24 protein-coding genes are annotated in these 25,658 nt (G+C 33.2%); 3 read left to right on the top strand and 21 right to left on the bottom strand.

From position 1 onward, the window contains the following. Window positions 1-249 precede the first annotated feature (249 nt). From pgi to AABD74_RS03560, 3 genes are all read right to left on the bottom strand, one after another. Window positions 250-1,893 carry a glucose-6-phosphate isomerase gene (pgi, locus tag AABD74_RS03570; protein ID WP_406844695.1) on the bottom strand — a complete coding sequence of 548 codons (1,644 nt, stop codon included), beginning with the start codon at window positions 1,891-1,893 and terminating at the stop codon, window positions 250-252. Window positions 1,894-2,012: 119 nt separating this feature from the next. After that, window positions 2,013-2,501 carry a lipocalin-like domain-containing protein gene (locus AABD74_RS03565; RefSeq protein ID WP_406844694.1) on the bottom strand — a complete coding sequence of 163 codons (489 nt, stop codon included), beginning with the start codon at window positions 2,499-2,501 and terminating at the stop codon, window positions 2,013-2,015. Window positions 2,502-2,511: 10 nt separating this feature from the next. Next, window positions 2,512-3,072: a short chain dehydrogenase gene (locus AABD74_RS03560; protein WP_406844693.1), complete on the bottom strand. Its 561-nt coding sequence runs from the start codon at window positions 3,070-3,072 to the stop codon at window positions 2,512-2,514. A 95-nt stretch (window positions 3,073-3,167) separates the two neighbouring features. Between AABD74_RS03560 and AABD74_RS03555 the strand changes: the two genes are divergently transcribed. Then, window positions 3,168-4,013 carry an AraC family transcriptional regulator gene (locus tag AABD74_RS03555; RefSeq protein WP_406844692.1) on the top strand — a complete coding sequence of 282 codons (846 nt, stop codon included), beginning with the start codon at window positions 3,168-3,170 and terminating at the stop codon, window positions 4,011-4,013. Between the two features lie 20 nt (window positions 4,014-4,033). Here the strand turns inward: AABD74_RS03555 and AABD74_RS03550 are convergent, their stop codons facing one another. The 11 genes from AABD74_RS03550 to uvrC form a co-directional block, all read right to left on the bottom strand. Next, complete coding sequence (locus AABD74_RS03550) at window positions 4,034-4,195, bottom strand: hypothetical protein (protein WP_406844691.1); 162 nt, start codon at window positions 4,193-4,195, stop codon at window positions 4,034-4,036. A gap of 32 nt (window positions 4,196-4,227) precedes the next feature. Next, the gene (locus tag AABD74_RS03545; RefSeq protein WP_406844690.1) at window positions 4,228-4,848 is read right to left on the bottom strand and encodes a hypothetical protein; all 621 of its coding nucleotides are present in this window, start codon (window positions 4,846-4,848) and stop codon (window positions 4,228-4,230) included. A gap of 21 nt (window positions 4,849-4,869) precedes the next feature. Further along, window positions 4,870-6,090, bottom strand: coding sequence for a peptidoglycan DD-metalloendopeptidase family protein (locus AABD74_RS03540; RefSeq protein ID WP_232681745.1), 1,221 nt, complete (start codon window positions 6,088-6,090; stop codon window positions 4,870-4,872). A 24-nt stretch (window positions 6,091-6,114) separates the two neighbouring features. Then, on the bottom strand, window positions 6,115-7,056 hold the full coding sequence (locus AABD74_RS03535) for a tryptophan 2,3-dioxygenase family protein (protein ID WP_406844689.1): 942 nt from the start codon (window positions 7,054-7,056) through the stop codon (window positions 6,115-6,117). Next, window positions 7,056-7,826: a DUF3108 domain-containing protein gene (locus AABD74_RS03530; RefSeq protein ID WP_232681747.1), complete on the bottom strand. Its 771-nt coding sequence runs from the start codon at window positions 7,824-7,826 to the stop codon at window positions 7,056-7,058. The genes AABD74_RS03535 and AABD74_RS03530 overlap by 1 nt, the downstream gene beginning before the upstream one ends. Window positions 7,827-8,123: 297 nt before the next feature. Next, window positions 8,124-9,284 (bottom strand): 4-hydroxyphenylpyruvate dioxygenase, encoded by a 1,161-nt coding sequence (hppD, locus tag AABD74_RS03525; protein ID WP_406845621.1) that lies wholly within the window; start codon window positions 9,282-9,284, stop codon window positions 8,124-8,126. Window positions 9,285-9,371: 87 nt separating this feature from the next. Next, a complete protein-coding gene (locus AABD74_RS03520) occupies window positions 9,372-9,731 on the bottom strand; it encodes a four helix bundle protein (protein ID WP_406844688.1) in 360 nt (119 codons plus the stop codon). 129 nt (window positions 9,732-9,860) lie between these two features. After that, the gene (locus AABD74_RS03515; protein WP_232681749.1) at window positions 9,861-11,018 is read right to left on the bottom strand and encodes a homogentisate 1,2-dioxygenase; all 1,158 of its coding nucleotides are present in this window, start codon (window positions 11,016-11,018) and stop codon (window positions 9,861-9,863) included. Between the two features lie 259 nt (window positions 11,019-11,277). Then, on the bottom strand, window positions 11,278-13,572 hold the full coding sequence (locus tag AABD74_RS03510; protein WP_232681750.1) for a patatin-like phospholipase family protein: 2,295 nt from the start codon (window positions 13,570-13,572) through the stop codon (window positions 11,278-11,280). A gap of 62 nt (window positions 13,573-13,634) precedes the next feature. Further along, on the bottom strand, window positions 13,635-14,147 hold the full coding sequence (locus tag AABD74_RS03505) for an XAC2610-related protein (protein WP_406844687.1): 513 nt from the start codon (window positions 14,145-14,147) through the stop codon (window positions 13,635-13,637). Between the two features lie 6 nt (window positions 14,148-14,153). Then, window positions 14,154-15,953, bottom strand: a complete 1,800-nt coding sequence (gene uvrC, locus AABD74_RS03500; protein ID WP_232681752.1) for an excinuclease ABC subunit UvrC — start codon at window positions 15,951-15,953, stop codon at window positions 14,154-14,156. 135 nt (window positions 15,954-16,088) lie between these two features. On the opposite strand from uvrC, the gene AABD74_RS03495 reads away from it, so the two are divergent. Together AABD74_RS03495 and AABD74_RS03490 are read left to right on the top strand one after the other, a co-directional pair. Then, window positions 16,089-17,069, top strand: coding sequence for a succinylglutamate desuccinylase/aspartoacylase family protein (locus tag AABD74_RS03495; RefSeq protein WP_232681753.1), 981 nt, complete (start codon window positions 16,089-16,091; stop codon window positions 17,067-17,069). Next, the gene (locus AABD74_RS03490; RefSeq protein WP_406844686.1) at window positions 17,056-17,628 is read left to right on the top strand and encodes a 5-formyltetrahydrofolate cyclo-ligase; all 573 of its coding nucleotides are present in this window, start codon (window positions 17,056-17,058) and stop codon (window positions 17,626-17,628) included. The genes AABD74_RS03495 and AABD74_RS03490 overlap by 14 nt, the downstream gene beginning before the upstream one ends. Window positions 17,629-17,981: 353 nt before the next feature. Here AABD74_RS03490 and AABD74_RS03485 read toward each other — a convergent pair whose 3' ends face one another. From AABD74_RS03485 to AABD74_RS03455, 7 genes are all read right to left on the bottom strand, one after another. Next, window positions 17,982-18,728 (bottom strand): tetratricopeptide repeat protein, encoded by a 747-nt coding sequence (locus AABD74_RS03485; RefSeq protein ID WP_406844685.1) that lies wholly within the window; start codon window positions 18,726-18,728, stop codon window positions 17,982-17,984. A gap of 98 nt (window positions 18,729-18,826) precedes the next feature. After that, complete coding sequence (locus tag AABD74_RS03480; protein WP_406844684.1) at window positions 18,827-20,584, bottom strand: BatD family protein; 1,758 nt, start codon at window positions 20,582-20,584, stop codon at window positions 18,827-18,829. A 105-nt stretch (window positions 20,585-20,689) separates the two neighbouring features. After that, on the bottom strand, window positions 20,690-21,457 hold the full coding sequence (locus AABD74_RS03475; protein ID WP_406844683.1) for a tetratricopeptide repeat protein: 768 nt from the start codon (window positions 21,455-21,457) through the stop codon (window positions 20,690-20,692). A 42-nt stretch (window positions 21,458-21,499) separates the two neighbouring features. Then, the gene (locus tag AABD74_RS03470; RefSeq protein WP_232681758.1) at window positions 21,500-22,534 is read right to left on the bottom strand and encodes a VWA domain-containing protein; all 1,035 of its coding nucleotides are present in this window, start codon (window positions 22,532-22,534) and stop codon (window positions 21,500-21,502) included. A 51-nt stretch (window positions 22,535-22,585) separates the two neighbouring features. Further along, window positions 22,586-23,590, bottom strand: a complete 1,005-nt coding sequence (locus tag AABD74_RS03465; RefSeq protein ID WP_232681759.1) for a VWA domain-containing protein — start codon at window positions 23,588-23,590, stop codon at window positions 22,586-22,588. Then, entirely contained in the window at window positions 23,590-25,221 is a 1,632-nt protein-coding gene (locus AABD74_RS03460; RefSeq protein ID WP_406844682.1) for a hypothetical protein, read from the bottom strand. The genes AABD74_RS03465 and AABD74_RS03460 overlap by 1 nt, the downstream gene beginning before the upstream one ends. 77 nt (window positions 25,222-25,298) lie before the next feature. Then, entirely contained in the window at window positions 25,299-25,655 is a 357-nt protein-coding gene (locus tag AABD74_RS03455; protein WP_406844681.1) for a four helix bundle protein, read from the bottom strand. Between the last annotated feature and the right edge of the window lie 3 nt (window positions 25,656-25,658).

Below are 25,658 nucleotides of genomic sequence, written 5' to 3'. Positions count from 1 at the left end.
CAGTTTTGAACATTGTGCTGCGTATTAAAATGATTTTTTCTTTTTTCTTTAAGTAAAATCGCGATTTGTTGAATTTGAGGAATGGAATTTTGTTAAAATAATAATTTTATGAATGATGGCGTAGCGATATACTTGCTTTTTTTGTTAAAAAAGAGCGTCATATTGTCTTTTATATACGAAAAAACGCCTTAATTTTTATTAAATTGAGGCGCTTCAATATTTTATAAAAGAAAATTTTCAGTTAAGTTTTTATTTATTCTTTAAAAAGTGATTCAGTAAAAATGAAGTAGAACTATCGTGATTTTTAACAGTTTTAGAATTGATTTCATCTAAAATTGAATTTGCTAATTGTTTACCCAATTCAACTCCCCATTGGTCAAAACTGAAAATATTCCAGATAACTCCCTGAACAAAAATCTTGTGTTCGTATAATGCAATCAATGAACCCAATGACTTAGGCGTTAATTTTTGAATTAAAATTGTGTTTGTTGGTTTGTTTCCTGTGAAAACTTTAAAGGGCAATAAGTAAGAAGCTTTTTCTGCAGAAAGCCCTTGTTTGTCAAATTCTGCCTGAACTTGTGCAGCGGTTTTTCCATTCATTAAAGCTTCAGTCTGAGCAAAAAAGTTTGACATTAATTTATTATGATGATCTACGTTTCCGTAAAGAGGTTTTACGAATCCGATAAAATCTGTTGGGATTATTTTTGTTCCCTGATGAATTAATTGGAAAAATGCATGCTGTGAATTTGTTCCCGGCTCTCCCCAAATAATTGTTCCAGTTTGGTAGTTAACCGGTTTTCCGTCGCGGCCTACACTTTTTCCGTTACTTTCCATAGTTGCCTGCTGCAAATACGGAGCTAATTTTGATAAATATTGTGTGTATGGAATCAAAGCTTCACTTTCGGCACCAAAGAAATTGTTATACCAAACGCTTAATAAAGCTAAAATTACCGGAATGTTTTGATCAAATTCTGCCGATTTAAAATGTTCGTCAGTTTCATTTGCTCCAACTAATAATTGGTTGTAATTATCAAAACCAATAGCCAAAGCTATACTTAAACCAACAGCGCTCCATAAAGAGAATCTTCCTCCAACCCAGTCCCACATTGGAAAAACGTTGTCTGGATTAATCCCAAATTCAGTTACTTTTTGAATATTAGTAGAAACCGCCACAAAATGTTTTGCAACATCTTCCTGTTTTGCCGATTTCAAAAACCATTCTCTGATAGTTTCAGAATTAGATAAAGTTTCCTGAGTTGTAAAAGTTTTAGAAACAATTAAAAATAATGTCGTTTCAGGATTTAGCTTTTTAATAATCTCATTTACATGGTCGCCATCAACATTAGAAACGAAATGTGTTTTAAGATGATTTTTATAAAATTGTAAAGCTTCAACCGCCATAACAGGACCAAGGTCAGAACCTCCAATTCCAATATTTACAATATCAGTAAAAGCTTTTCCTGTAAAACCTTTTCTCTCTCCAGAAATAACTTCGCTTGTAAAGTTTTTGATTTTGTTTTTTACTTCATAAACTTCTGGAATTACGTTTTCGCCATCAACATTAATTACTGCCGATTCCGGTGCACGCAAAGCGGTATGTAAAACGGCTCTGTTTTCAGTTTGATTGATTAATTCTCCTCCAAAATATTGAGCAATTGCATCTTTTAATCCAATAGAATTTGCTAATTCTAATAAAAGAGAAAGCGTTTCAGGAGTAATATTGTTTTTAGAATAATCAACTAAAAAATCATTCCATTGTAAGTTGAATTTTTCAGCACGAGCATTATCCTGCTGAAATAATTCCTGTATCGTAGTTCTGTGAATTGCGTTATAGTGGTTTTGCAGATTTTTCCACGCTTCAGTCCCGGTTGGGTTTGTTGTGTTTAAAGCCATTTGTATTTTATTATTGAGATTGTTTTTTTAGAAACACAAAAATACTGAAATAACTTTTAAAAGGCTCACGCTTCATGATTATATAACAATTAGTTGCGAAAACGTTTTATGAATCTGCACTACAGTTTTTTCCAGACAACTTCGGCAGTGACCGATTTTCCTCCTTGCGTTGTATTGGTTACAACATATTTAAGTTCGTTATTTATCAAAGTATAAGATCGCTTTTGAATAGTTCCTTCCCAGTTTGGAAACGAAGCGGTTTTTATTTTAAAAGTAATAATCTTATTTGCTTCGTCAATTTCATATTCTCCAAAATGCGAATTACTTCCTTGCACAATTGCAGTATTTTCTTCGGGAGTACATTTATTTTTATCGCCCGAAACTATTTTTGGTCTTTCGTTTTTATATATCTGAATGGCGTAATTTCCTTTTTCATCAAAAAATAAAGTGCCTCTTGGATTTACATCATACGGAAGATTTTTTGTTTCGTCAGAATTTTTGTTTTGTACTGAAACTAAAGTCCATGAGCCTAAAAAATCAGATTTCGTTTTTTGTGCAATTGCAGAATTTAAAACGAATAGTAATAATAGGAAAGTTGTATTTTTCATCTTTAAAAATTTAATAGTTTACTTTAATAATTTCTCCATTTATAGATTCTTCAATACTTTTTGTATAAGCATTTATTAAATCTTCCGCCGGAATGTCTGAAACCTTTGCCGGACTAATGGCATTTATTCTAATTCCTCTTTCTAATTCCAGCGAAGCCGATAGCACAAAACTGTTAATGCCGCCATTTACAATTGCTTTGCTAATATTATTCTTCACAGGTTTATCGCCCATTTTTCCCGAAGTCAGTATAAACGACCCGTTATCGTTTAAATATTTTTGACCAATTAAAACCAGATTTACCTGTCCCAGCAATTTGTTTTTAATACCAATATTTAATTTTTCTTCGTCAAGCGAATGCAAATCTCCCGTATAACAATCTCCTGCAACACAAATACAGGAATCAATATTTTTGACTTCGCCGAATAATTTTTCTATCGATTTTGAATCTGATAAATCGATTTTAAAATCACCGCTTCTTCTTCCTGCCGAAATAATTTCATGATTCTTTGCCAGAGCCGGATTCAGTATTTTGCCAATTGTTCCGTTTGCTCCAATTAAAAGTATTCTCATTTTTGTAGATTTTAGTTTGTTATCTGAAACAAAATTAAGAGGTTAGCTTTCGCCGAAAATTGTACTAATTGGTACTAAAATTGTATTTTAGCCTAATGACAAATACGAATTTATATCTTCCGTTTGAAGTTGATTTTAAAGAATTGGAACAGTTTCCGAAAACAATTCGGAAAAACAATTTTTTTGAATTGATTTATGTCGTTGATGGAACGGGAATTCAGGTTATTAATGATAATACATTTCAATACCGAAAAGGAAACCTATTTCTTGTAACGCCGCAAGATGTTCATTCATTTGAAATTACAACGCCAACAAAATTCTTTTTTCTTCGATTTAATGAATATTATATCAAAGCAAATTCTCAAAACGGACAATCAGAAACGGTTCTGCGAATGGAATATATTCTGCAAAATGCAAGTCACCGTCCGGGCTGTATTCTAAAAAATAAAATTGATAAACCTTTAATTGCGTCGCTGATAGAAAGTATAATTCAGGAACAAGTCAATCAGCAGATTTATCATCAAAAAATTATTGAGCAGATTGTAAATACCATAATTACAATTGTAGCGAGAAATATTGCTTTAAAACTTCCGAAGAATATTAAAGAAACTACGGGAGAAATGGTTTTGGAAATTCTGCATTATATTCAGGAAAACATCTACAATCCAAAACAATTAAAAGCAGAAAAGGTAAGTGAGTATTTTAATATTTCCCTTAATTATTTAGGGAAATATTTTAAGAAACAAACTGGTGAAACACTTCAGGAATATATTGCAAACTATAAATTGAGATTGATTGAAGCCAGACTTTTAAACAGTGATATGCGGATTAATGAAATTGCAGACGAATTAAATTTTTCCGACGAAAGTCACTTAAATAAAGTTTTTAGAAAACATAAGGGAATGAATCCGTCTGAGTTTAGAAAGAAGTTTTGCAAGTAATAATCTTTAAAATTTCAAGCTTAGGTCAAAGCTGTTTTTGCCATCACTTTGCTGACTAAAGAAAATATTTTAGCTTTTTTTTCTTCGGAAATCTTGTTTGTTTTACTTGTAGATATTGCGGCATTAAATCTTTCAGATTCTTTGCCTTTTAATACTGGAGTAATTTTGATTGTAGTTGCCATTTTGATAAGTCTTAATAAAGTAATATGCTATTTTACCAAATCTTCCACCAAGGTTTTTTATTAATTTCAATAGTTTTTTTCTCGATATTGATTTCGATTCTTTTTGGTGATTCAACTTTAATCTTCGAATCGTCAAAAAATAATTCTCCGTTTTCATTCATTCCCAGAGGAGATTTTGTTCTTTCTTTCCAGCTTTCCGTTTGTAATTCCGGAATTAAAGCTAAATGAATTTTAGATTCAAATTTTCTCCTTGCTTTTTCTATAATCTCATCTTCCAGATTTGATGATGAATTTTTTAAAAGCAAAATGGAATTGTCTGGAATGTTTAAAAGAAAAACTTGTGTTTTGTTACCGATTTTCTGAATATCCAATACTTTAAAATAAGCAATTGTGTCTAATAGAAAATGACCAATTTTTGCCGAGTCTGGATTGAATTTCGATAAATCTTTGGCGTGAGCACTAGCAATTAAATATCTGAAATTGCCAGAAAGTCCGCCGCCAATAGAAGTCATATCTGTAAATCCTTTTTCCTGAATTATTTGCCCAATTTTATAATTTGAAACTAAATTGTCGGGCAAATCAGTATCTCTATAATATAATTTCAAGCCTGAAAAAGTATCATTGTAAATTGCTTTAAGACGTGAATTTTTCATTCGGCTTTTGATTTCAGAAATTTACAAATTCCCAATACTATCCAACTCTCTTTTCAAAGGTTCGATTTGTTTAAAGAAACGGGTTTTATCATTTCCGGTTAAAGATTCTCCGGTTGGTAAATTCAATCGAAGCGCATCTACCTGAACGCCATTTTTCCAGAAACGATAACAAACGTGAGGGCCAGAAGCTAAGCCAGTGCTTCCAACTAAACCAATTGTTTGTCCTTGCGTAACGCGTTGTCCGCGGCGTACTAAAATTCTGGACATATGCAAATATTGAGTAGAATAAGTTCCGTTGTGTTTTACTTTTACAAAGTTTCCGTTTCCTGCAGTATATCCCGTCGCTTCAACAACTCCGGATGCCGTTGTTGAAATTGGTGTTCCGGTTGGAGCTGCATAATCAGTTCCTTTGTGTGCTTTCCAGGTATGCTGCACAGGATGAAACCTGTTCATAGTAAATCGTGAAGTGATTCGGCTGAATTTAATTGGAGTTTTTAAGAAGAAGTTTTTCAACGTTTTTCCTTCATCATCATAATATTCAATTTTTCCCGAAAGTGTGTCTTTTTCAAAAGGAAAAGCATAAACGATTTTTCCTTTATATTCAAAAAACGCAGCTTCAAGATCTTCAACACCATCGTAGGTTTTTCCGTTAATGAAACGTTCTGTAAAAATTAAACCGTAACGATCGCCTTTTTTAAGTTTGAAGAAATCAATAGACCAGGAGAATACTTTTGTAATTCTGCTGGCAAGTGCAGTTTCTACATCTTCATCTCCTAAAGTTTCAGATAATGAAGTTTTTAAAACGCCGCCAATAATTTTTCTTTTTAAAGTAACTGGTTTTATTTTTTTATACGCTTTTGCAATACTGTCCCGTAAATCGATTACGTAATAAGTTAAAGCATCTGGCTGATAAATAAAAACCTGAAGATTGTTTGTTTTATTTTTTGAACGAAGTAATGTAAAAGGTTTGTTGTATCGAATAGTTCTTACGTCAAAAGTATCTTTGACCTGATCGACAATATCAAATACTTTTTTGTCACCAATGTTTTGACTCTGAATGATAGATCCAAAAGAATCTCCCTTAGAAATAGTATCATTAACAACATTAAAATCAGCGTAATTAAAACCAAACTCTACTTTTTTGGTTTTTGGTTTTGTAATTTTAATTTCAACTTTTTCTTCTGTTTTAGTACACGAAAATGTTGAAAATAATACTATTATAATTACGAATGCTTTTTTCAAACTCTTAATTTTTTTTGCAGGAAATTAAAGTAGATCTTCATTTCCCCAATTGGACAATTCTTCTTCGGTCCACAATTTAGGAAAAAAGATGCGTCTTTGGTATTTTGGGTGCATATATTTTTGCCAGTCACTTCCGCCGGTTGCTTCGCCGTTACCTTTTCCGCTTTCTAAAATGTATTTTCTTGCGGTATTAAGGTGCTGCATAACCCAGGTAATGTTCACTGTTTTGTCGTAATGACGCATCGCGTGAATTAATTCTTGATTTTGCTGGTCTTCGATAGGTAATTGTGTGAATTTCTGCCAAATGTTTTTAGTCTTAAATGTAGACATTTGTCTCAAAAACTGACCTTTATATTTGTTTTCGAATTCCTGAAGCAGATATGATTTTTCGCCAGTATGATAATCTTTTCCGGCTGCCTGCCAGTAAAGGTGTTCAAAAGTAGTTTCTAAATCAGTATTTTCGTCAAAGCCAGCTTTGTATCTGCGGTCTGTTAAATTGATAACATCTGTCGAAGCAAATTCAATTAATCTGTATTGGGCGCTTTGAAATCCGCTGGCAGGAGTTAAAGTATTCCTGAATTTCATGTATTGATCTACTTCCATTCCGTTTTCCATAATGCTGAACGAATTTGTCAGCATATCAAAATAGCGTGTAATTCTGGAAAGTCTTTCGCTGAAAAAATCAACCTGAATATTTTGTGCGTCTGCGATTTGATCGATTTCCCACAAAATCATTTTAAATATAAGTTCATTAACCTGATGGTACATGATAAATACCATTTCGTCAGGAAGCGTCGTGCGTTGTATTTGTAAATTTAAAAGAGCATCTGTTTGAATGTAGTCCCAATACGTAATTGGTTTTGACCAAAGTAATCCTTCTAACTGAACATCAGTTTTTTGGTTTATTGCTTGAAATTTAAGGTCAATTTCTTTTAAAATTGATTCTGAATGATCAGTAGGGTTCATTATTTTTTAACTTTAAACGGATTTTTCAATCCTCTATATTCATCAAGATCTGCTTTTAGAGACCCGACAGCCAAATCCGCTTTAATTCTAATCGGAACTTTGTTGTCATCATCTGTAATCCAGAGCGTTAAACTTTCTTTTTCTTTAAAAACTCTTCCTGTTTGTACAAGTGGTTTAAAAACCATCGTAGAAACCGTCCCAAATTTAGTTGTAATATCTTGACGGCCTACATATTTTAACTTAAATTTTGTGATTTCATCATCAAAAAACATGTCAATTGTAATCGATTCGCCCGATTTTAATTTGTCAATATTCGGATGGTTTCTTAGGAAGTAAAAAGACGATACGATATCCTGCACATTGTCAGTAATTACAATCGTTTTTTCAGTCTTTCGTTTATAATCTTTTACTAAAATTCTATTCTCGCTTTGGTTAAAAAAACCTTCCTGATTTTTAGTATAACCGCCTTCATCAATTTTTCTCACAAAGCGATAAGGATTTCCATTTTCTTTGTCAAAATAACTTTCATATAAATCTTCAACCTTGAAGAAAAATTTTGACATTCCGGTCGTATATCCTCTGCCTACAGCATGATGAACTTTTTTATTATTTATTGTGGCATCCTTAACTTCAAGAGTTGCATAACCGGCATTTACAATTCCGTAATGAATTCTAAATTTGAAATACTCTCCGGTATCAAAAGCATTTTCTTTTTGGGAATCGAAAGCTAAAGCAGAGAGGATTAATATAGCGAGGATGAATTTTTTCATAGTATAATTTTTACATTTCAGATAAAGATAAATAAATGCAAATTCCATTCCAAATGTACTAAAACAAAAAAACTCAGTCAAGGATGACTGAGTTTTTATGCTATTAACTAACCAAAAAACTATAAATTATGAAATTTATATCAATTCAGAAGGAAACCACCCCTTCTTGATTTGCGAGTGCAAAGATAGATAGAAAGTTCAAAAAATAAATAGCAAAAGTCAAGTTTAACATAACATTTGCATAAAAATCAACGTTTTACAGAGAATTTTTCTGCATAATGCAAAAATAATGTGTTTTTACAGTGTTCCTCTCAATTCCTGCTCTCTTTCAATTGACTCAAAAAGGGCTTTAAAGTTACCTGCACCAAACCCTTTTGCACCCATTCTTTGAATAATTTCGAAGAAAAGGGTAGGTCGGTCTTGAACTGGCTTAGTAAAAATTTGTAAAAGGTAACCATCTTCATCAGCATCGACCATAATGGCAAGCTTTTCAATTTCATTAATATCTTCTTTCATCATGTCCATATGAACTCCTAATCTTTCTGGAATTGCCTGATAGTAGGTGTGAGGAGGAGCTGATAAAAATTCAACACCGCGTGCTCTTAATTGTGATACTGTTTTAATAATATCATCTGTAGCAATAGCAATATGCTGAATTCCAGGTCCGCCGTAGAAATCTAAATATTCTTCAATTTGCGATTTTTTCTTTCCTTCTGCCGGTTCATTGATAGGGAATTTAATTCTTCCGTTTCCGTTAGACATTACTTTACTCATCAATGCTGAATACTCTGTAGTAATTTGTTTGTCATCAAAAGAAAGGAAATTTACAAATCCCATTACGTCTTCGTAAAATTTTACCCAGATATTCATTTCATTCCAGCCCACATTTCCAACCATGTGATCAATATATTTTAATCCTGTTGGTTCTGGGTTATAATCTGATTTCCATTCTTTATAACCTGGCAAAAAAACACCATTGTAGTTTTTTCTTTCTACAAAAATGTGAACTGTTTCTCCGTAAGTGTAAATTCCCGAACGGATAACTTGACCAAATTCATCTTCTTCAACAGTTGGTTCCATAAAAGAACGTGCGCCGCGTTTCATAGTTTCTTCGTAAGCGCTTCTCGCATCTTCAACCCAAAGAGCCGCAACTTTTACACCGTCACCATGTTTTTTCAAATGTTCATTAATTGGAGAATCAGCCGTTAAAGGCGTAGTTAAAACAATTCTGATTTTGTCTTGTTTCAAAACATACGATGCTCTGTCTTTTACTCCCGTTTCTAATCCGGCGTAAGCTAATGACTGATATCCGAAAGCAGTTTTATAATAATGTGCAGATTGTTTTGCATTCCCTACATAAAACTCTACATAATCTGTCCCTAATAACGGAAGGAAATCTTGTGCTCCTTCAAAGATTTTCTCTAATCCGTATTCTACTGATTTTACTTGTTTCATAATTAGATAATTTGATAATGAGAAAATGAGATAATTTTTGAAATGCAGATAATTAAAAATAATTTTCTAATTGATACATTTTCTAATTTTCTAATTCCTCTTAGATGTTGATATTATTTTATTTAAAATTTTTAAAATTTCTGATAATTCATTTAATAAGTCTTTACAATCTGGATAAGCTTTGTGAGCCTCACATATAAACAACCAATATTCCGTTTCGTCTGCCTCTTTAATTGCAATTTTTAATTTATGAATAAAATCTGCTTTGCTTTCTGCGTTTTGTGACTCTTTTGAATTAGCTCCAATTGATGTTCCGCTTTTTAGTAACTGATTTGCAATTACGAATTTCTTTTGATCTTGAAGTTCGGTTGTGTAGTCAATTATATTTAATGCAAAATTGAATGTTTTTATTAAAAGAGCATTGTCTTTATACTTCTCGTTGAAAGTCATTTTGTTTAATTTGATAATTAGAGAATGTGTTAATTAGATAATTTATTTGTAAGTTTAAAATCACAATATTTAATTATCGAATTGACGCATTAATATATTTTCTAATTATCAAATTGGCACATTGACTAATTATTCAGTCCAGGATTTGTAATATTGCCCATCATCAAGTCCCATAGCTTCTTCCGTAACCATAAGTGGTCTGAAAGTATCAACCATAACGGCTAATTCCTGAGTTTCTTTATGACCAATACTGCGTTCCATTGCGCCTGGTGCGGGACCGTGCGGAATTCCTTTTGGATGTAAAGTGATATGACCCTGCTCAATATTATTACGGCTCATAAAATCGCCATCTACATAATAGAGAACTTCGTCAGAATCTATATTGCTGTGATTGTATGGAGCCGGAATTGCTTTCGGATGATAATCGTAAAGTCTTGGGCAGAATGAACAAACGACAAAGGCTGCCGTTTCAAAAGTTTGGTGTACCGGAGGCGGCTGGTGAACACGTCCCGTTATAGGTTCAAAATTGTGAATCGAAAATCCGTATGGGAAATTATATCCATCCCAGCCCACAACATCAAAAGGATGAGTTGCATAAACCACTTCGTGAATCATGCCTTCTTTTTTAATTTTAATTAAAAAATCACCTTTTTCGTCGTGTGTTTCCAATTCGTCTGGCAAAATAAAATCACGCTCACAAAATGGAGAATGTTCTAAATGCTGACCTGATTGGTTTTTATATCGTTTTGGAGTGTAAAACGGAGAATACGATTCTACATAAAATAGTCTGTTTTCTTCTGTTTCGAATTCGATTTGGTAAATAATGCCGCGCGGAATAATTAAATAATCGCCATATTCAAAGGGAATATTTCCTAACATGGTTCTTAATTTTCCTTTTCCTTTATGGATGAAAAGCATTTCATCGGCATCGGCATTTTTGTAGAAATAATTTCGAAGCGATTCTTTTGGAGCGGCCAGACCAATAATACAGTCTTTGTTGACTAACATGGCTTTGCGGCTGTCAAGAAAATCATTTTCCGGTTTTAATTCAAAACCTTTAAAAAGAAGTGACTTTATGTTTTTTCCGATTGCAATTTTTGGTTCAACCGAATAAGAGTTTAAAATTTCTTTAACCTGCGTTGGTCTGTGAACATGATAAGATAGAGACGAATGTCCGTGAAAACCTTCTGTTCCAAATAACTGTTCGTAATAAAATCCGCCGTTTGGTTTTTCGAATTGGGTGTGTCTTTTTTGAGGGAAATCCCCAAGTTTATGGTATAGTGGCATGGCTTTTTCAATTAGATAATTTGTAAATTAGATAATTCGAAAATTTGAATTGCATAGTAAATAATCAGTTCAATTTTTTCAATTGACTAATTTTCTCAATTCGATAGAGGCGTTACTCAGGATTTCTCTTGATAAGAAATTGAAGATACTCTAATAAACCTGTCCAATTTGTTTTCATTATGACAAATGTCGTAATTTTTATTGATCAAAATTACATATTATATTATTTATAACATAAAATATTTCTAAAAAATCAGGATTAAAACATAAATCCGATACTGAACCAAGTAAAGCTTTTTGCCATTTGTGGAGACCATGATTGTTTAACCTCGATTGGGCCAATAATAGTTTCTAATCCATAACCTACGGCATAACCAGAATATTTAGGCATTGAAATCCAATCGACAGTAGTAAAAATATCGTTGCCAAGATTGGCAAAATTTGCCGAAAAATTCACGTGGTTCTTTTTTATGATTTCATAATCTAAAGTAATATCTGTTTTTATAAAACTATTTCCGGCAATACTTAAAAAATCATAACCATAAAAATAATTGAAATTATTGATCTTGTTATACCCAAAACCTCCTAGTATAAAGTCGAAAAAAGGAACACTGTCGCTGCCAATATTAAATCCGGCATCGGTCCCAATTTTAACGGTAGCTTTCCTGAATACCGTTTTGGCAAAAGCAATTTCTGCCTTTGCAATTGAGAATGGGGTAAATTTATTAGTATAATCTGAAGAGGCCAGATACGTTTGAAGATCTGTAGAAAAAAACAAACCGGAGCGCGGGAAACTTTTGCTGTCAAACGAATCGTATTTTAAATATGCAAACGCACTAATGTAACTGCTTTTATCAATTATGTTTTCTGTATTAGAAAGTGTTGGCGAATTTATTTTCAGGTATTTATATTCTAAACCTCCGCCCATTAAAAACTTTTGTACAAAAATGGTTTGAAAATACGCCTGGTTGCTCAGATCTAAGAAATCAACATTGATCAAATTTATATTTGGATTTTCTGAAACCAGTCCGCTCAAACTTGTTGTTACATTTCGGTTGAACTGATTCAATCTTGAACGGAAACCAAAGCTGATATTAAAACCATTTTCGACATAATAGTTTAAATCATATCTAAAGTTATCTCCCAAAATAATGTCCATCGAAGTAACATCATTTTTTAAAAATGTTTTTTTATGAGTAAGATTTAATAAAACAGCACTTTTGTAAAGTCCATCATAATGAAGTCCGAGCTTTAAAAAAGTCTGCGTTGGATTCTCTTTTAATACCAAATCTAAATCATCCTGATCGCCGTCTGGTTGTAAACAATACGAAATCGTACTAAAGTTTTGAGTCGCATTTAAATTGTTTATTCCGGTTTTCAAATCATCATATGTAATAGTACTTCCCGGTTTAAAACGAAGCTTACCACGAATGTATTCTTTGGTATAATTGTCTAATTGATCACTATTTATTTTCTTGATTTCAAGAGTATCAGAAGCGATTTTTAATTTCGGTTTTTTATAAAAATTTTCTTCATCTACCAATGATTTAATTTTTTCGTAAACGGCAAAAGCAGCTTCTTCACCTTTTCTAATAATTTCCTCGCCTTTATCAAATGAAATTACACCATAATCCCGAATATCCGGTTTTATATAAACATCAGTATCCTTTATTTTGCTTTTCATTTTCTCTATGGATTGCAGATTGGTAATCTGAACCAAAATTCGAGTAGCATTTTTCAGGTTTTTCCGCTTCATTAAATCGTCCTGAACGTCAACACCAATAATAATATCTGCACCAAGATTGCGAACTTCTTTAATGGGGTAATTGTTTACAACACCGCCGTCGACCAATAAATTTCCGTCGATTTCAACCGGAGTAAATAGGGAAGGAAAAGCAGCACTCGCCATCATGGCCTGAACCAGATTTCCTTTATTTAAAAGTACTTCTTCACCAGTTTCAATATTGGTTCCAATACATAAAAACGGAGTAGGCAATTTATTGAAATCACGAACATGGCGAACGTTTCTCGTTAAACTGCTCAACAAATTATAATTGTACATTCCTTTTGAAAGCGCTTCGGGAATGCCCACTCTGAAATTACTAAACGGTAAAACGATTGCATATAATTCGTCATTTTTTTTACCATAAAAGTTTTTTGAGGAACGTGGAATATAATCGTTTATTAATTCGTCGAAATTGGTTCTTTTAAAAATCGAATCAATTTGCGAAGCATTGTAGCCAGAAGCATACAATCCGCCAATTACAGATCCCATACTGGTTCCGCCAATATAATCGATTTTGATTCCGGCTTCTTCTAAAACTTTTAAAACACCAATATGCGCAAAACCTTTGGCGCCGCCTCCGCTTAAAACCAAACCAATTTTAGGCCTTTTTACACTGTCTTGTTTTACTTCTTGCGAAAATGAATTTTCAGGAAAAAATAAAAAGAAAAAAAATAACAATGCCGTACCCAAAATGGTTCCGATAGTTCTCGGAACAGGAGAAAATCCTATTGACTGATTTTTTGAAATTAACAGCTTGTTGAGGCGCATAAAAAATAAGTAATTGGTTTTGTAAAAGTCGGCAATTTTTTCGGCTTTATACTAAATTTATCTTAATATGATTGTGTTTTTATAAGTATTAATTTTTTGTTTTTATCGTATTTCCAAACATCCGAATGATTTCTTGCACCGCCCCTGCAGCTTGATGTAAGTGTCTTTTTAATTTTATCAATTTTTACATCACAAAACATATCACATTTAGGGTTAAAACCTGATGGAAAATTTAAGCGATCAAATTGTTTTGTCTTTTGGTTGAAAATAAAAATCTCATAAATCGTATAAACTCCCATTCCGTCATCAGTATGAAAAGAAGCAAAATCTGTAAATCCGTCAAAATTATAATCGTTAATGTCTAAACTTGACCGCTTTCCTGTTATCGAAGCTTCAAGATTGTTTATGAGTTGAATTTGCCCGGTTTCAGCATTTTTTATTCTCAATGTCTCAAAATCATCTTCAAAACGTACTTTAAATTCACTTTTGTCTTTTTGTAATATAGAAACTTCATTTTGGCTGTATGAAATAGAAAAAACGAATAGTATACCAATATGTAAAAAGAGTTTTTTCAAAATCAATTAATTTTCTTTTGGATGATAAAATTCGACAATTTTTTTGGCTTTTGATACGCCGACAACCTCTGATATTTCTTTTTCAGATGCTAATTTCAATCTTTTAACACTTTTGAAATGTTGTATTAACGTAAGCATTGTTTTTTCGCCAATTCCCGGAATACTTTCTACCGAAGAATTAAGTGCAGCTTTGCTTCGTTTGTCACGATGAAATGTGATCCCGAATCGATGCGCTTCATTTCGTAATTGTTGAATTACTTTTAATGTTTCTGATTTTTTGTCGAGATATAACGGAATCGAATCGCCCGGATAAAAAAGTTCTTCGAGACGTTTCGCAATCCCTATAATCGCAATTTTACCACGTAAACCTAATTCGTCAATACTTTTTAAAGCTGCGGATAATTGTCCTTTTCCACCGTCAATGATTATTAATTGTGGTAAAGGCTCATTTTCATCTAATAATCTTTTGTAACGGCGATACACAATTTCGGTCATTGAAGCAAAATCGTCAGGCCCTTCAACCGTTTTTACATTAAAATGGCGGTAATCTTTTTTGCTGGCTTTTCCGTCTTTAAAAACTACACAGGCTGCAACAGGATTTGTACCCTGAATATTCGAGTTGTCAAAACATTCAATATGTCGAGGCTCAACCGGAAGACGTAAATCTTTCTGCATCTGCGCCATAATTCTATTAACGTGACGATCAGGATCTACAATTTGCAATTGTTTCAACTGCTCGATTCGGTAGAATTTTGCATTTCGAATCGATAAATCCAGAATCTGTTTTTTATCTCCAAGCTGCGGAACGGTTACTTTTATTTTTTCGCCCAAATCAATTTCAAACGGAACAATGATTTCCTTTGATAATAATTGAAAACGCTCCCTAAGTTCGATAATCGCCAGTTCTAATAATTCTTCGTCGCTTTCGTCCAGTTTTTTCTTGATTTCTAAAGTGTGCGAACGAATAATCGAACCGTGAGAAATTTGTAAAAAGTTGACATAAGCTGCGCTTTCATCTGAAACAATTGAAAAAACATCAATATTCGTAATCTTCGGATTTACAATCGTTGATCTTGACTGATAATTCTCCAGTATTTCTATTTTTTCCTTGATTTTCTGCGCTTCTTCAAAATGAAGATCTTGTGCATATTGAACCATTAATCGCTTAAAATCTTTCATGCTTTCCTTAAAGTTTCCTTTTAGGATTTCGCGGATCGCATCAATCTGTCTTTGGTAATCTTCCAGAGATTCTAAACCTTCGCAGGGACCTTTGCAATTGCCAATATGATATTCCAGACAAACCTTGAATTTGCCCGAATCGATATTTGATTTGCTTAAATCGTAATTGCAGGTTCTTAACGGGTACAATTCTTTTATTAAATCCAGAATCGTATAAACCATTTTAAAATTGGTATACGGGCCAAAATATTCAGATCCGTCTTTTACCATTCTTCGGGTTAGGAATATTCTCGAAAATGGTTCTTTTTTAATACAGATCCAGGGATAACTTTTATCATCGCGCAGCAAAACATTATATCTCGGCTGTAATGTTTTGATTAAATTGTTTTCTAATAAAAGCGCATCGGTTTCTGTGGGAACTACAATGTGTTTTATCGTTACAATTTTTCGAACTAAAACATTTGTTTTGGCCGTATCGTGAATTTTATTGAAATAGGAAGAAACCCTTTTTTTTAAATTTTTGGCTTTACCTACATATAAAATTTTCCCATCTTTATCGTAATATTGATACACACCGGGATTATCCGGCAAGGTGAGAATTTGTAGATCTAAGGACGGTTTTGACATTCTGTTTTATTTCTGAAGATAGTTGAAAGCGATTTCAAAAACCATTCTAGTTCCTGAAAAAAGCTTAACAGTGATTTAGTTTCAAATTTACGAAATCAAAAGAATAATTTCTATATTTAGATTTTATAATTCTACATGAAAAATAGTAAGCCCCTTGTTATTTTTGGCGAATCGATTTTGCCGGGAGAACATAAAACCATAAACGTCGAAATAGCGCGATTACATACTACAACAAAACTTAATATTCCTGTAATTGTCCGTCGTTCCAAGCATGAAGGTCCGGTTGTTTTATTTTCGGCAGGAATTCACGGCGATGAAATTAACGGAGTAGAAGTGGTTCGACAAATCATCAGCAAAAAAATAAACCGTCCTGATAGAGGAACCATTATTTGTATTCCCATTATCAATATGTACGGTTTTGTGAATAAATCTCGTGAGTTTCCTGACGGACGTGATTTAAACCGGGTTTTTCCGGGAAGTAAAAAAGGTTCTTTGGCAAGCCGATTTGCGTATCATATCGTAGAGCAGATTTTACCAATTATTGATTACGCTGTTGATTTTCACGCCGGCGGTGCCAGTCGTTTTAATGCTCCGCAAATTAGAATCACAGAAAATAATCCGGAATTAAAAATTCTTGCCGATGTTTTTAATGCGCCGTTTACTTTATATTCTAAAAATATTGGCGGTTCTTTTAGAAATACATGTGAAAAAGCCAATGTAAAAATGCTGCTTTTCGAGGGTGGAAAATCACTCGATATAAATGATGCCATTGCCAATGAAGGAATTATGGGTGTAAAGCGTTTATTGCATTATTTGAATATGCTCGACCCAAAACATATTGTTGAAGAAGCCGAAGAACTTTCAATTTATATTAAATATTCGGTTTGGCTGCGTGCGAAATGTTCTGGTTTGCTTCATGATTATAATATGGTGGGAAGATTTGTTACCAAAGGAACTATCTTAGCCATTATTACAGATCCGTTTGGAAAGTTTGAACAAAAAGTTAAAGCGCCGCACGACGGGTATGTTATTAATGCCAATCATTCGCCAATTGTTTACGAAGGCGATGCGATTTATCATATATCTAAAAATTCTCCTGTAAATGTCGACGAGTAAAAAAGAATTAAGACTTGAGTATAAAAATCTTCGAAAAAAACTTTCTGAAAGTGATATCGAAAAAAAAAGTCTGGCTATTGCCAATAATTTAATTCAATTGCCCATTTGGGATAAAACCTATTATCATGTTTTTTTGCCCATTACAGAGCAAAAGGAAGTTGATACTGAGTTTATTCTGCATTTGCTTTCCGGAAAAGATAAAGAAATCGTGATTTCTAAAAGCGATTTTGAAACCAGAGAAATGACGCATTTTTTATTGACGGATAATACCAAAATCAAAAAAAACGAATATAATATTCCTGAACCCGTAAACGGACTTCCTGTTCCAACTCAAAATATCGAGGTTGTTTTTGTACCGCTTTTGGCTTTTGATGTTTTTGGAAATAGAATTGGTTACGGAAAAGGTTTTTATGATAAATTTTTAGCAGATTGCAAATCTGAAACCATTAAGATTGGTCTTTCATTCTTCGAATCCGTAAATCAAATCGATGACGTTTTTGAATCTGATATAAAATTGGATTATTGTGTTACGCCTGAGAAGGTTTATAATTTCCAATAAATATTTTCACAATCAAAATCGACCCGGCAAATCGTAGAGACACACAGCAGTACGTCTCCGCAACGTTTGTCGACAAAGATCTTTATATTAATATTAAGTCAAATTTCAAAAAGTAACAGTGTATCACAATGTTTGTCGATATGCTGGACGTAGACGCACTGCTGTGCGTCTCTACAATATGCTGGGGTTACACATGGATATTTCGACAATCAAAATCGTAGAGGCGCACAGCAGTGCGTTTACACAACGTTGATCGACAAAGAATTTTGATAAATGAAATTCCAAAAAACGAAAATCCCAAATTCCAGATAACAATTGGAATTTGGGATTTTTTATTTGAGATTTTTAAAACCTTATTTTACTTCTTTAATTGTCGCAGCATCAATCCAGCCTTCCTGACCGTCTGTTAATTCGATTTTTTTCCATTTTCCAACCGTTTCCATAACGTAAACTTTTGCGCCCTCATGAAGCAGAATAATGGCTGCACCAGCTTTTTGCGGTTCGCTTCTAACTTCGCTTAATTCAGAAAAAACAATTGCCGGGCGATCGTTGTCAAAATGATCTTTTTCAGACATTCCGGCAAAAACGCTTAAAATCAAAGCGACTAAAAGAATAAACATTCCAATGAAATAAATTCTTTTTGTAATACTGAGCTGTGAAAAATAGTAGCCAATAAAGCTTAACAAAAACACAAAAGCAATCGCAACAGAAATCTTAGCCCATTGATTATAATCAAAAATACCGGTAAAGTTCTGGATCAGTTTTGCAAAACCCACTTTTGGAACATCTTTAATCTCGTCAATCGTTAGTTTTTTTGCAAATTTTAAGTTGTTTAAAGTCTCAGGATCGTTTGGTTTTAATACCAACGCTTTTTCATAATTGTAAATAGAAGGCGCAACTTTATTCAGTTTATAATAACTGTTTGCCAGGTTAAAATACAACTCTGCAGACTGCTGTTTGTTTTCTTTAATAATATCTTCATAAACCTGAACAGCTTCCTGATATTCTCCCTTTTGGTACAAAGCATTTCCTTTTTCGAAGCTGCTTTGAGCAAAGAAAACCTGCGAGATTAGTAAAAAGAGATATAATATATTTTTCATTTTCTTATATAATACGATTTTCAACTTTGCGAACTTAACACAGCATAATCTAAATCAATTTTTCTTAGCTCCCGATAGCTGTCGGGATTGTGTTAAAATTAAACGATCTGTTTTTCTAATTCTGAAATAATCAAAACAGCTTTGTCATAATCCTGCTGGATTGAAGCACTTGATGCAGGAGCATAGCGGGCAATTTCACAGTTTTCGGTCAAATTAATAAAATTCTGAACCGTTTCAGGATTTGAATTTCTTGATAAAAGCAGTTCCTGAATATTGTCTTTACTCATTTCTGAAGTTTCAATATGCAGTTTTGCTTTCAGGAAATTATGCATTGCTTTTTCAAGCGCAATATAAAATGCTTCTTTGTTATTAAGCTGTTTTTTAGCCTGCGATAAATATTTCTTCGCCAGCTTATTGTTCATTCTAATTCTGTTTCCGGTTACATCGCTGTCAATTGCTTCTTTTTTCTTCTTAACCAAAATTATAATTGGAATAATGGCAAAAGGGAAAAACAATAAGGCATAATACAAATCTGAACCGTAAAAATCATCTTTAACAATTGCTGTTAAAGTTGTTTTTGGCTTAATATATTTGAATTGTTCTGTTTTAGTAATTACGTTTTTAGCAGCAGTAGAAGGATTCGCTTCCGCTAAAGTTGGCCCATCTAAAACATCAACCATAATTTCGGGAGAAGTTATTGTTTTATAGGAACCTGTACTCAAATCAAAATACGAAAACGTCATTGGTTTAATCGCATATTTTCCTTTGTACTGCGGAATAATAGTGTATTTATCTGAAATTTTTCCAGACATTCCAGACAATGAAGTGGTTACTTTTTCATCGTGAACGGGATCGTACATTTCTAACGCATTTGGTACAACAGGTTTAGGCAGCGTAAACAATTTCATGTTTCCTGTTCCGGAAGCACTTACAAGTAAATCCAGGCCTTCGCCGCTTTTTAACGTTGTTCTGGATGGTGTAACTTTAAAACTAAAGTTACCAACAGCTCCGGTAAAGCCTTCTGGCTTACCTGATTCAGGAAGTGGTCTTACACTTATTGTTCTGGCTCCTGTGGTTACAACTTTATTGTCTTCAGCAATAATCATCTGGCCAAACATATCGCGGCGATTTGTAGGCAATTGCACTCCAATATCTAATGAAAATGGTTCAATTGTTAATCTACCTGATTTTTGCGGGTATAAAATGGCTTTCTTTAATATTACATAATGACATCTCTGACCCTGATAACTTCCTTCTTCCATTACCAATCGCGTGATGTCAATATTCTGATTCCAGAAATCATTGTATTTTGGTTTAGCAATTTCTCTAAATCCGGTAACACCAATCTCATTAAAATACAGTTTGTAAACAACTGTTATTGGTTCATTTACATAAGGAGTTGTTTTAGAAACCTCTGCAACTAATTGTAATAATTCGTTTCCGGAACCACCTCCGCCTTGTTGTCTGGGATCATTAGGATCTCTTTCCTGTGCAACGGCATTAGTAACCGTAACTTTTATTGGAGACGTTTTATAAACCTGTCCATTATATTCTATGGCAGCCTGTTTAATAATTACAGTTCCTTTTTTCTCAGGCTGAAGAATATAAGAATATATTTTTTGAAAAGAGCTTCGGCCGTTTACCCAGGACTGGCTTATCTGCTGGCTTGGTCCGGCTACAAGTTTAAATCCTTCAAATGCAGGCTGGTCAAAATTATCACCATCGACATTCATGATGAAGTCAATGCGAAGTCTTTCGTTAAGTCCAAGCGTGTTTTTGCTTACTCTGGCTTCAAATTGAACTTGAGCCATAAGCCCTTGAAAAGTGAGCAGTAATAGAATTAAATATCTTTTCATTTAACCGTTTAGTCGTTTATTTGTTTAACCGTTTAATCGTTTAACTATTATTTGTTTTAAAAGGAATCAATTAAACAAATAAACGGTTAAACGATTAAACTTATTTTACCAGTCTTTCTCTGGTTTTTTAGGATTTGATTTTATTTTTTGAGCGTTTACTTTATCTTGGATTTTCTTTTCCTCGTTGTTTACAGCATCTAACAAGTTCTGAACACGTTCTTTTGAAATTCCTCCAGGCTGCGGTTTAGGTTCTCCTTTGTTGTCAGACTTGTCGTCTTTCTTCGGATCATTTTTACCGTCATTTTTATCTTTGTCCTTATCGCCTTTGTCGTCTTTTTTATCCTTATCCTTATCTTGATTTTTGTCCTTATTCTTGTCTTTATCTTTATTTTTATCCTTGTCCTTATCTTTATTCTTGTCTTTGTTCTTATCGTTGTTTTTAGGAGGATTTTCTTTTAGTTTTTGTTTCGCGTAAGCGTAGTTGTAACGCGTTTCTTCGTCAGTAGGATCGTTACGTAAAGCTTCTTTGTAAGCTTCAACTGCCTGCGTATAATCTTTCTCTTTCATAAAAACGTTACCAAGATTATGGTAAGCTTTATGTTTTTCAGGTCTTGTTTTGGCAATTTTTATGGCATTCGCGTAAGCGTATTTTGCTTCAGAAGCCTGATTTTGTCTGTAAATCGAGTTTCCTAAATTGTAAGAGCCGGCTGCACGTTTTGAAAATTTTGATGCCGAAATTCTGTAATTAGCTTCAGCATCAGTAAATTTATTCTGCTTATATTCTTCATTGGCATCAGGCAATGTCTTGTCTTTTTTCTGAGCAGAAACTGCAAAAGGAAGCGTTAGTAAAATATAAAGAAGTAAATTTTTCATTCTAATTTTTTTATTTTTTGTTCCGAATTTCGAGCGGAATCTTTATTTCTTTTCGTTGAATAAATTCAACTCTTTAATCCAGTTTGTTTTTCTTTCTAAAAGGAAAATATCTGCAAATAAAAGCAGGAACCCAAAACCAATAAACCATTGAAACTGCGATTGAAAATCGGCCATTTGTGTCGATTCAAATTCAGTTTTCTGAATATTGTTTAAAGCATTTTTAATGTATTCTAAAACCTCTTTGGTATTTCCGCCATATACATAACCGCCTTTTGTTGCTTTTGCAATAGCTTTTAATCCTTCCTGATTCAGTTTTGTAATAACAGTTTGTCCGTTTTGATCTTTTTGGTAATTTTTTACTATACCATTTTCTCTTAACGGAATTGTTGCTCCTCTTTCTGTTCCAACACCAATTGTGATAATTTTCATTCCAAGTTTATTGGCTTCTTCCGCAGCTGCTGCAGCGCCTTCAGAGTGGTCTTCTCCATCAGAAATTAAGATTATAAGTTTGCTTGTTTTGCTTTTTTCATCAAAATATTTAGCAGATAATCTAATCGCTTCATCAAGAGAAGTTCCTTGTGACGAAACCATGTCAGGACTCATGCTCTGCAGGAACATTTTTGCAACACTGTAATCAGATGTAATTGGCAATACCGGAAATGCACTTCCCGCATAAGCCACAATACCAATTCGGTCGCTTCCTAATGAGTTTATAATCTGCGAAACTAATTGTTTACTTTTATCTAAACGACTTGGTGCCACATCTTCGGCAAGCATACTTTTAGAAACGTCGACAGCAAAAACGATATCAATACCTTCACGTTTTACGGTTTCCATTTTTGTTCCAATTTTCGGATTTACCAAACCGATAATTAAACACGCCAACGCCAAAAGCAAAATCGATAATTTTAAAACAGGTTTAAAAACAGATCGGTCCGGACTCAGTTTTCGTACCATGTCTAAATCACCAAATTCCCGTTGTTTTTTTCTTTTCCAATACATGTTGAAAAGGAAAATACACACCACAATTGGGAGTAATAGTAAGAGATATAAATATTTTTTTTCGTCTAATTCCATTTTAAATTTTAGATTTCTGAATTTAGATTTTAGATTTTTTTAAATCCAAAATTAAATGAAGCTTCTGTAAACTGTATTTCTTAAACCAACTTCAAGCAGTAATAGAAATGCTGCGACCAAAACAAAAACTCTGTATTTTTCATCGTAATCGTAGAATTTTAATTCCTGGATTTCGGTTGTTTCTAATTTGTTAATCGAATTGTATATTTCGGCTAATCTATCGTTGCTCGTTGCTCTAAAATAAGTTCCGTCTGTTTTGCGGGCGATACTTTTCATTAATCTTTCGTCGATTTCAACTTTCTGCATTTTGAATAAAAAACCTCCATTTGGTGCATAGGCGTATGGAGATTCGGCCATTCCGTTTGTTCCAATACCAATTGTATATACTTTTATTCCGTATTGTTTTGCAATATCTGCAGCAGTTTCCGGTTCAATAAAACCGGCATTATTAACACCGTCAGTCATTAAAATAACGACCCTGCTTTTTGCTTTACTGTCTTTAAGACGGTTTACTGCCGTTGCTAAACCCATTCCAATTCCGGTACCATCTTGTAAAACGGTATCGTATTTAATTCCTTTTATTGCTTCAAGAATAATTGGTTTGTCGCTTGTAACAGGTGTTTTTGTATAAGCTTCAGAAGCGTATAAAACTAAACCAACCCTGTCATTTGGTCTTTCTTCAACGAAATCGGCAGCAACTCTTTTTAAAGCTTCCATACGGTTTGGCTTTAAATCTTTTGCGAGCATACTTCCAGAAACGTCGATTGCTATTACAATATCAATTCCTTTAGTTGTTTTAGTCTGATTACTGATGTCTACTGTTCTTGGTCTTGCTAAAGCAATAATCAGTGAACTTAGGGCAATAATCCTGAAAATATATAAACAAGGCTTTAATTTGGTCAATAACGATTCGCTGTTTTTAAAACCTGCAGTCGAACTCATTTTTAATGTAGCCGACTGCTGATTTCTTTTCCAAAAAAACCAGCCAATAGCAATTGGAATTAATAGAAACAACCAAAAGAATTCCGGATTTAAAAAAGTGATCTGATTATTCATTAGTTACTTGCTTTTTTAAGTTCAACAGAATTTAAAATTCGGGTTGTAATGTCGTTTGCATACGTATCACCTTCTTCATGAAAGATGATTATTTGCTGTAATCCCTGGTCTTGTTTAAAAAGCAGGATTTCATAATAACCTTTTATACTCGTTTTATTTGCTGGATTTAAAACAGTCATTGTTCCGTAACCTTTTATACCCTGAATACCTTGATTGGTCTGGAAATCTTCTTGTTTAACAATAATGTTTTGACCACCTTGAAGTTCGATTACTTTTAAAGCACCTTCTAAAGCTTTTGATAAATCAATATCGGTAGGAGTTTTAAATTTAGTGGTTGAAACTGCTACATAAAAATTGTCAATCATACTTCCGTATGCAAAAAGCTGCATTTCCTTAATCAACGCCATTGTTTCTTTTGGAAGGACTTTTAATGCATCCATTCGTTTTAAAACTTTTGGGGTTTCAATGATAACGCCCGGATTTCCGTATTCACTTTTAACCCATTCGCCTTCTAAAAGTTCTTTAGACGGATGACCAATAATATTGTCTTTTACGTATGTAAAACCTTTTGTGGCAATGAAAAAAGCTGCTGTTGCCAATATCAGGAATACAACAGAGCCAGCAGTAATGGCAATTCGCTTATTTCTTTGTTTTTTTAATTGAAGCTGAATTTGTTTTTGCTTTTGCGCTTCGTTCAGCAATTGATCTTCTTCTTCAGCCGGAACTTCGGTTGGGATTGCATTGTCTAGCGTTAAAATTACTTTCTGGATTTTATTTCTGTCTTCCGTAATTTCAAAATCAAGCGGTTTCGATTTGGCAAATTTTACTAAATCGGCCTGGCGTAGAACGCGTTCTAAATTCTCCACCGTTTCAGGCGTTAAAGTCATTTTCTTTTTAGTCGAAGCTGTTCTGATTGCCTGAATTAATTCAGAAGTTGTACTTTCCATTGCCGGAATATGAATCGCTTCTTCAATATAATTACGGGCAATGTCAGTTAGTTCACTATAATATTCTTTAATTTCGCCTTTTTGAACAAGTTCTTTTGACTCCAGATTGTTTAATAAACTTGTCGCTTTTTCAATTGGCGTTTTATAAACTTCTTCTTCGATTTTCTTTTTCTGGTGTTTTTTAACATACCAATAAATTCCTGCGCCAATTGCTAAAATAATAACCAAAGCCACAACGTATTTCCACCAATCGCCAATGCCGCTGTCAGCCGCAGTAATATCTTTAATGTCGTACATTTTTTGCTGTAAAGTATCAACTTTTACATTAGCAACTTCTACACGAATAGAATCTGAGAAATAAGGTTTTTTATCAATTAAAATCTGAACACTTGGAATTACATATCTTCCCGAATCAAATTGTGTTAATCCATATTTTTTGATTAATTCGTAAGTGTCGTTTTTCTTTACAGTATCAACCGGATAGGATTGAATAACCTCTAAAGGGCCAAATCTTTTTAGTTTAGGGAAAACGACTTTCGAATTAGCATTTACAACCGTTTTCAGCGTTAGCTTAAACTCGGCTCCAATTTTATTTTTGGTGGTATCAATGCTGGTTTCGACTTGTTTTTGAGCAAAAACAGCCGAAGAAAGCAAAAATAAAAATATGTAAAACTTTAATTTCATTATGATTAACGATTGAAGATTAACGATTTTTGATTTCAGATTTATTGTGAAACTTAAATATTAATCTTTGTTCTTTTTTATGAATTATTTTTTGATGTTTTAATACTTGAGACAAAAATTGAGATTAACTGATTAGCTTCCGTTTTTGCTCGTATCAAACTTTCATGATCTGTTGAAAGATTTGCTTTCTCTATTATTTTTAAACAAACAAATGTTTCTCTTAACTCTTTGAGACAAATTCCCATTTTATGGATAAAATCTTTTTTACTTTCTGCACTTTGCGCTTCGCCATAATTTAAAGCAGGTGATGTGCTGGAACGAGTTATTTGACCTAATAAATGATTTCCAGCGTAATTTTTTTCAAATGTAATTGTTAGTAATATTATGCTTGCAGCAAAATCAATCAATCTATTTTCTAATTCTTGTTTAGTCATTCC

Origin of the sequence: Flavobacterium soyae, assembly GCF_045348165.1 — a bacterium.
Taxonomy (GTDB): domain Bacteria; phylum Bacteroidota; class Bacteroidia; order Flavobacteriales; family Flavobacteriaceae; genus Flavobacterium; species Flavobacterium soyae.
The sequence above is the reverse complement of the archived record's forward strand: the minus strand, read 5'-3'. Positions and strand labels throughout refer to the sequence as shown.

Coding starts and splice junctions, on each gene's coding strand:
- pgi (WP_406844695.1), bottom strand. CDS start 1,893: ATGGCTTTAAACACAACAAACCCAACCGGGACTGAAGCGTGGAAAAAT.
- AABD74_RS03565 (WP_406844694.1), bottom strand. CDS start 2,501: ATGAAAAATACAACTTTCCTATTATTACTATTCGTTTTAAATTCTGCA.
- AABD74_RS03560 (WP_406844693.1), bottom strand. CDS start 3,072: ATGAGAATACTTTTAATTGGAGCAAACGGAACAATTGGCAAAATACTG.
- AABD74_RS03555 (WP_406844692.1), top strand. CDS start 3,168: ATGACAAATACGAATTTATATCTTCCGTTTGAAGTTGATTTTAAAGAA.
- AABD74_RS03550 (WP_406844691.1), bottom strand. CDS start 4,195: ATGGCAACTACAATCAAAATTACTCCAGTATTAAAAGGCAAAGAATCT.
- AABD74_RS03545 (WP_406844690.1), bottom strand. CDS start 4,848: ATGAAAAATTCACGTCTTAAAGCAATTTACAATGATACTTTTTCAGGC.
- AABD74_RS03535 (WP_406844689.1), bottom strand. CDS start 7,056: ATGAACCCTACTGATCATTCAGAATCAATTTTAAAAGAAATTGACCTT.
- AABD74_RS03530 (WP_232681747.1), bottom strand. CDS start 7,826: ATGAAAAAATTCATCCTCGCTATATTAATCCTCTCTGCTTTAGCTTTC.
- AABD74_RS03520 (WP_406844688.1), bottom strand. CDS start 9,731: ATGACTTTCAACGAGAAGTATAAAGACAATGCTCTTTTAATAAAAACA.
- AABD74_RS03515 (WP_232681749.1), bottom strand. CDS start 11,018: ATGCCACTATACCATAAACTTGGGGATTTCCCTCAAAAAAGACACACC.
- AABD74_RS03510 (WP_232681750.1), bottom strand. CDS start 13,572: ATGCGCCTCAACAAGCTGTTAATTTCAAAAAATCAGTCAATAGGATTT.
- uvrC (WP_232681752.1), bottom strand. CDS start 15,953: ATGTCAAAACCGTCCTTAGATCTACAAATTCTCACCTTGCCGGATAAT.
- AABD74_RS03495 (WP_232681753.1), top strand. CDS start 16,089: ATGAAAAATAGTAAGCCCCTTGTTATTTTTGGCGAATCGATTTTGCCG.
- AABD74_RS03490 (WP_406844686.1), top strand. CDS start 17,056: ATGTCGACGAGTAAAAAAGAATTAAGACTTGAGTATAAAAATCTTCGA.
- AABD74_RS03485 (WP_406844685.1), bottom strand. CDS start 18,728: ATGAAAAATATATTATATCTCTTTTTACTAATCTCGCAGGTTTTCTTT.
- AABD74_RS03480 (WP_406844684.1), bottom strand. CDS start 20,584: ATGAAAAGATATTTAATTCTATTACTGCTCACTTTTCAAGGGCTTATG.
- AABD74_RS03475 (WP_406844683.1), bottom strand. CDS start 21,457: ATGAAAAATTTACTTCTTTATATTTTACTAACGCTTCCTTTTGCAGTT.
- AABD74_RS03470 (WP_232681758.1), bottom strand. CDS start 22,534: ATGGAATTAGACGAAAAAAAATATTTATATCTCTTACTATTACTCCCA.
- AABD74_RS03465 (WP_232681759.1), bottom strand. CDS start 23,590: ATGAATAATCAGATCACTTTTTTAAATCCGGAATTCTTTTGGTTGTTT.
- AABD74_RS03460 (WP_406844682.1), bottom strand. CDS start 25,221: ATGAAATTAAAGTTTTACATATTTTTATTTTTGCTTTCTTCGGCTGTT.
- AABD74_RS03455 (WP_406844681.1), bottom strand. CDS start 25,655: ATGACTAAACAAGAATTAGAAAATAGATTGATTGATTTTGCTGCAAGC.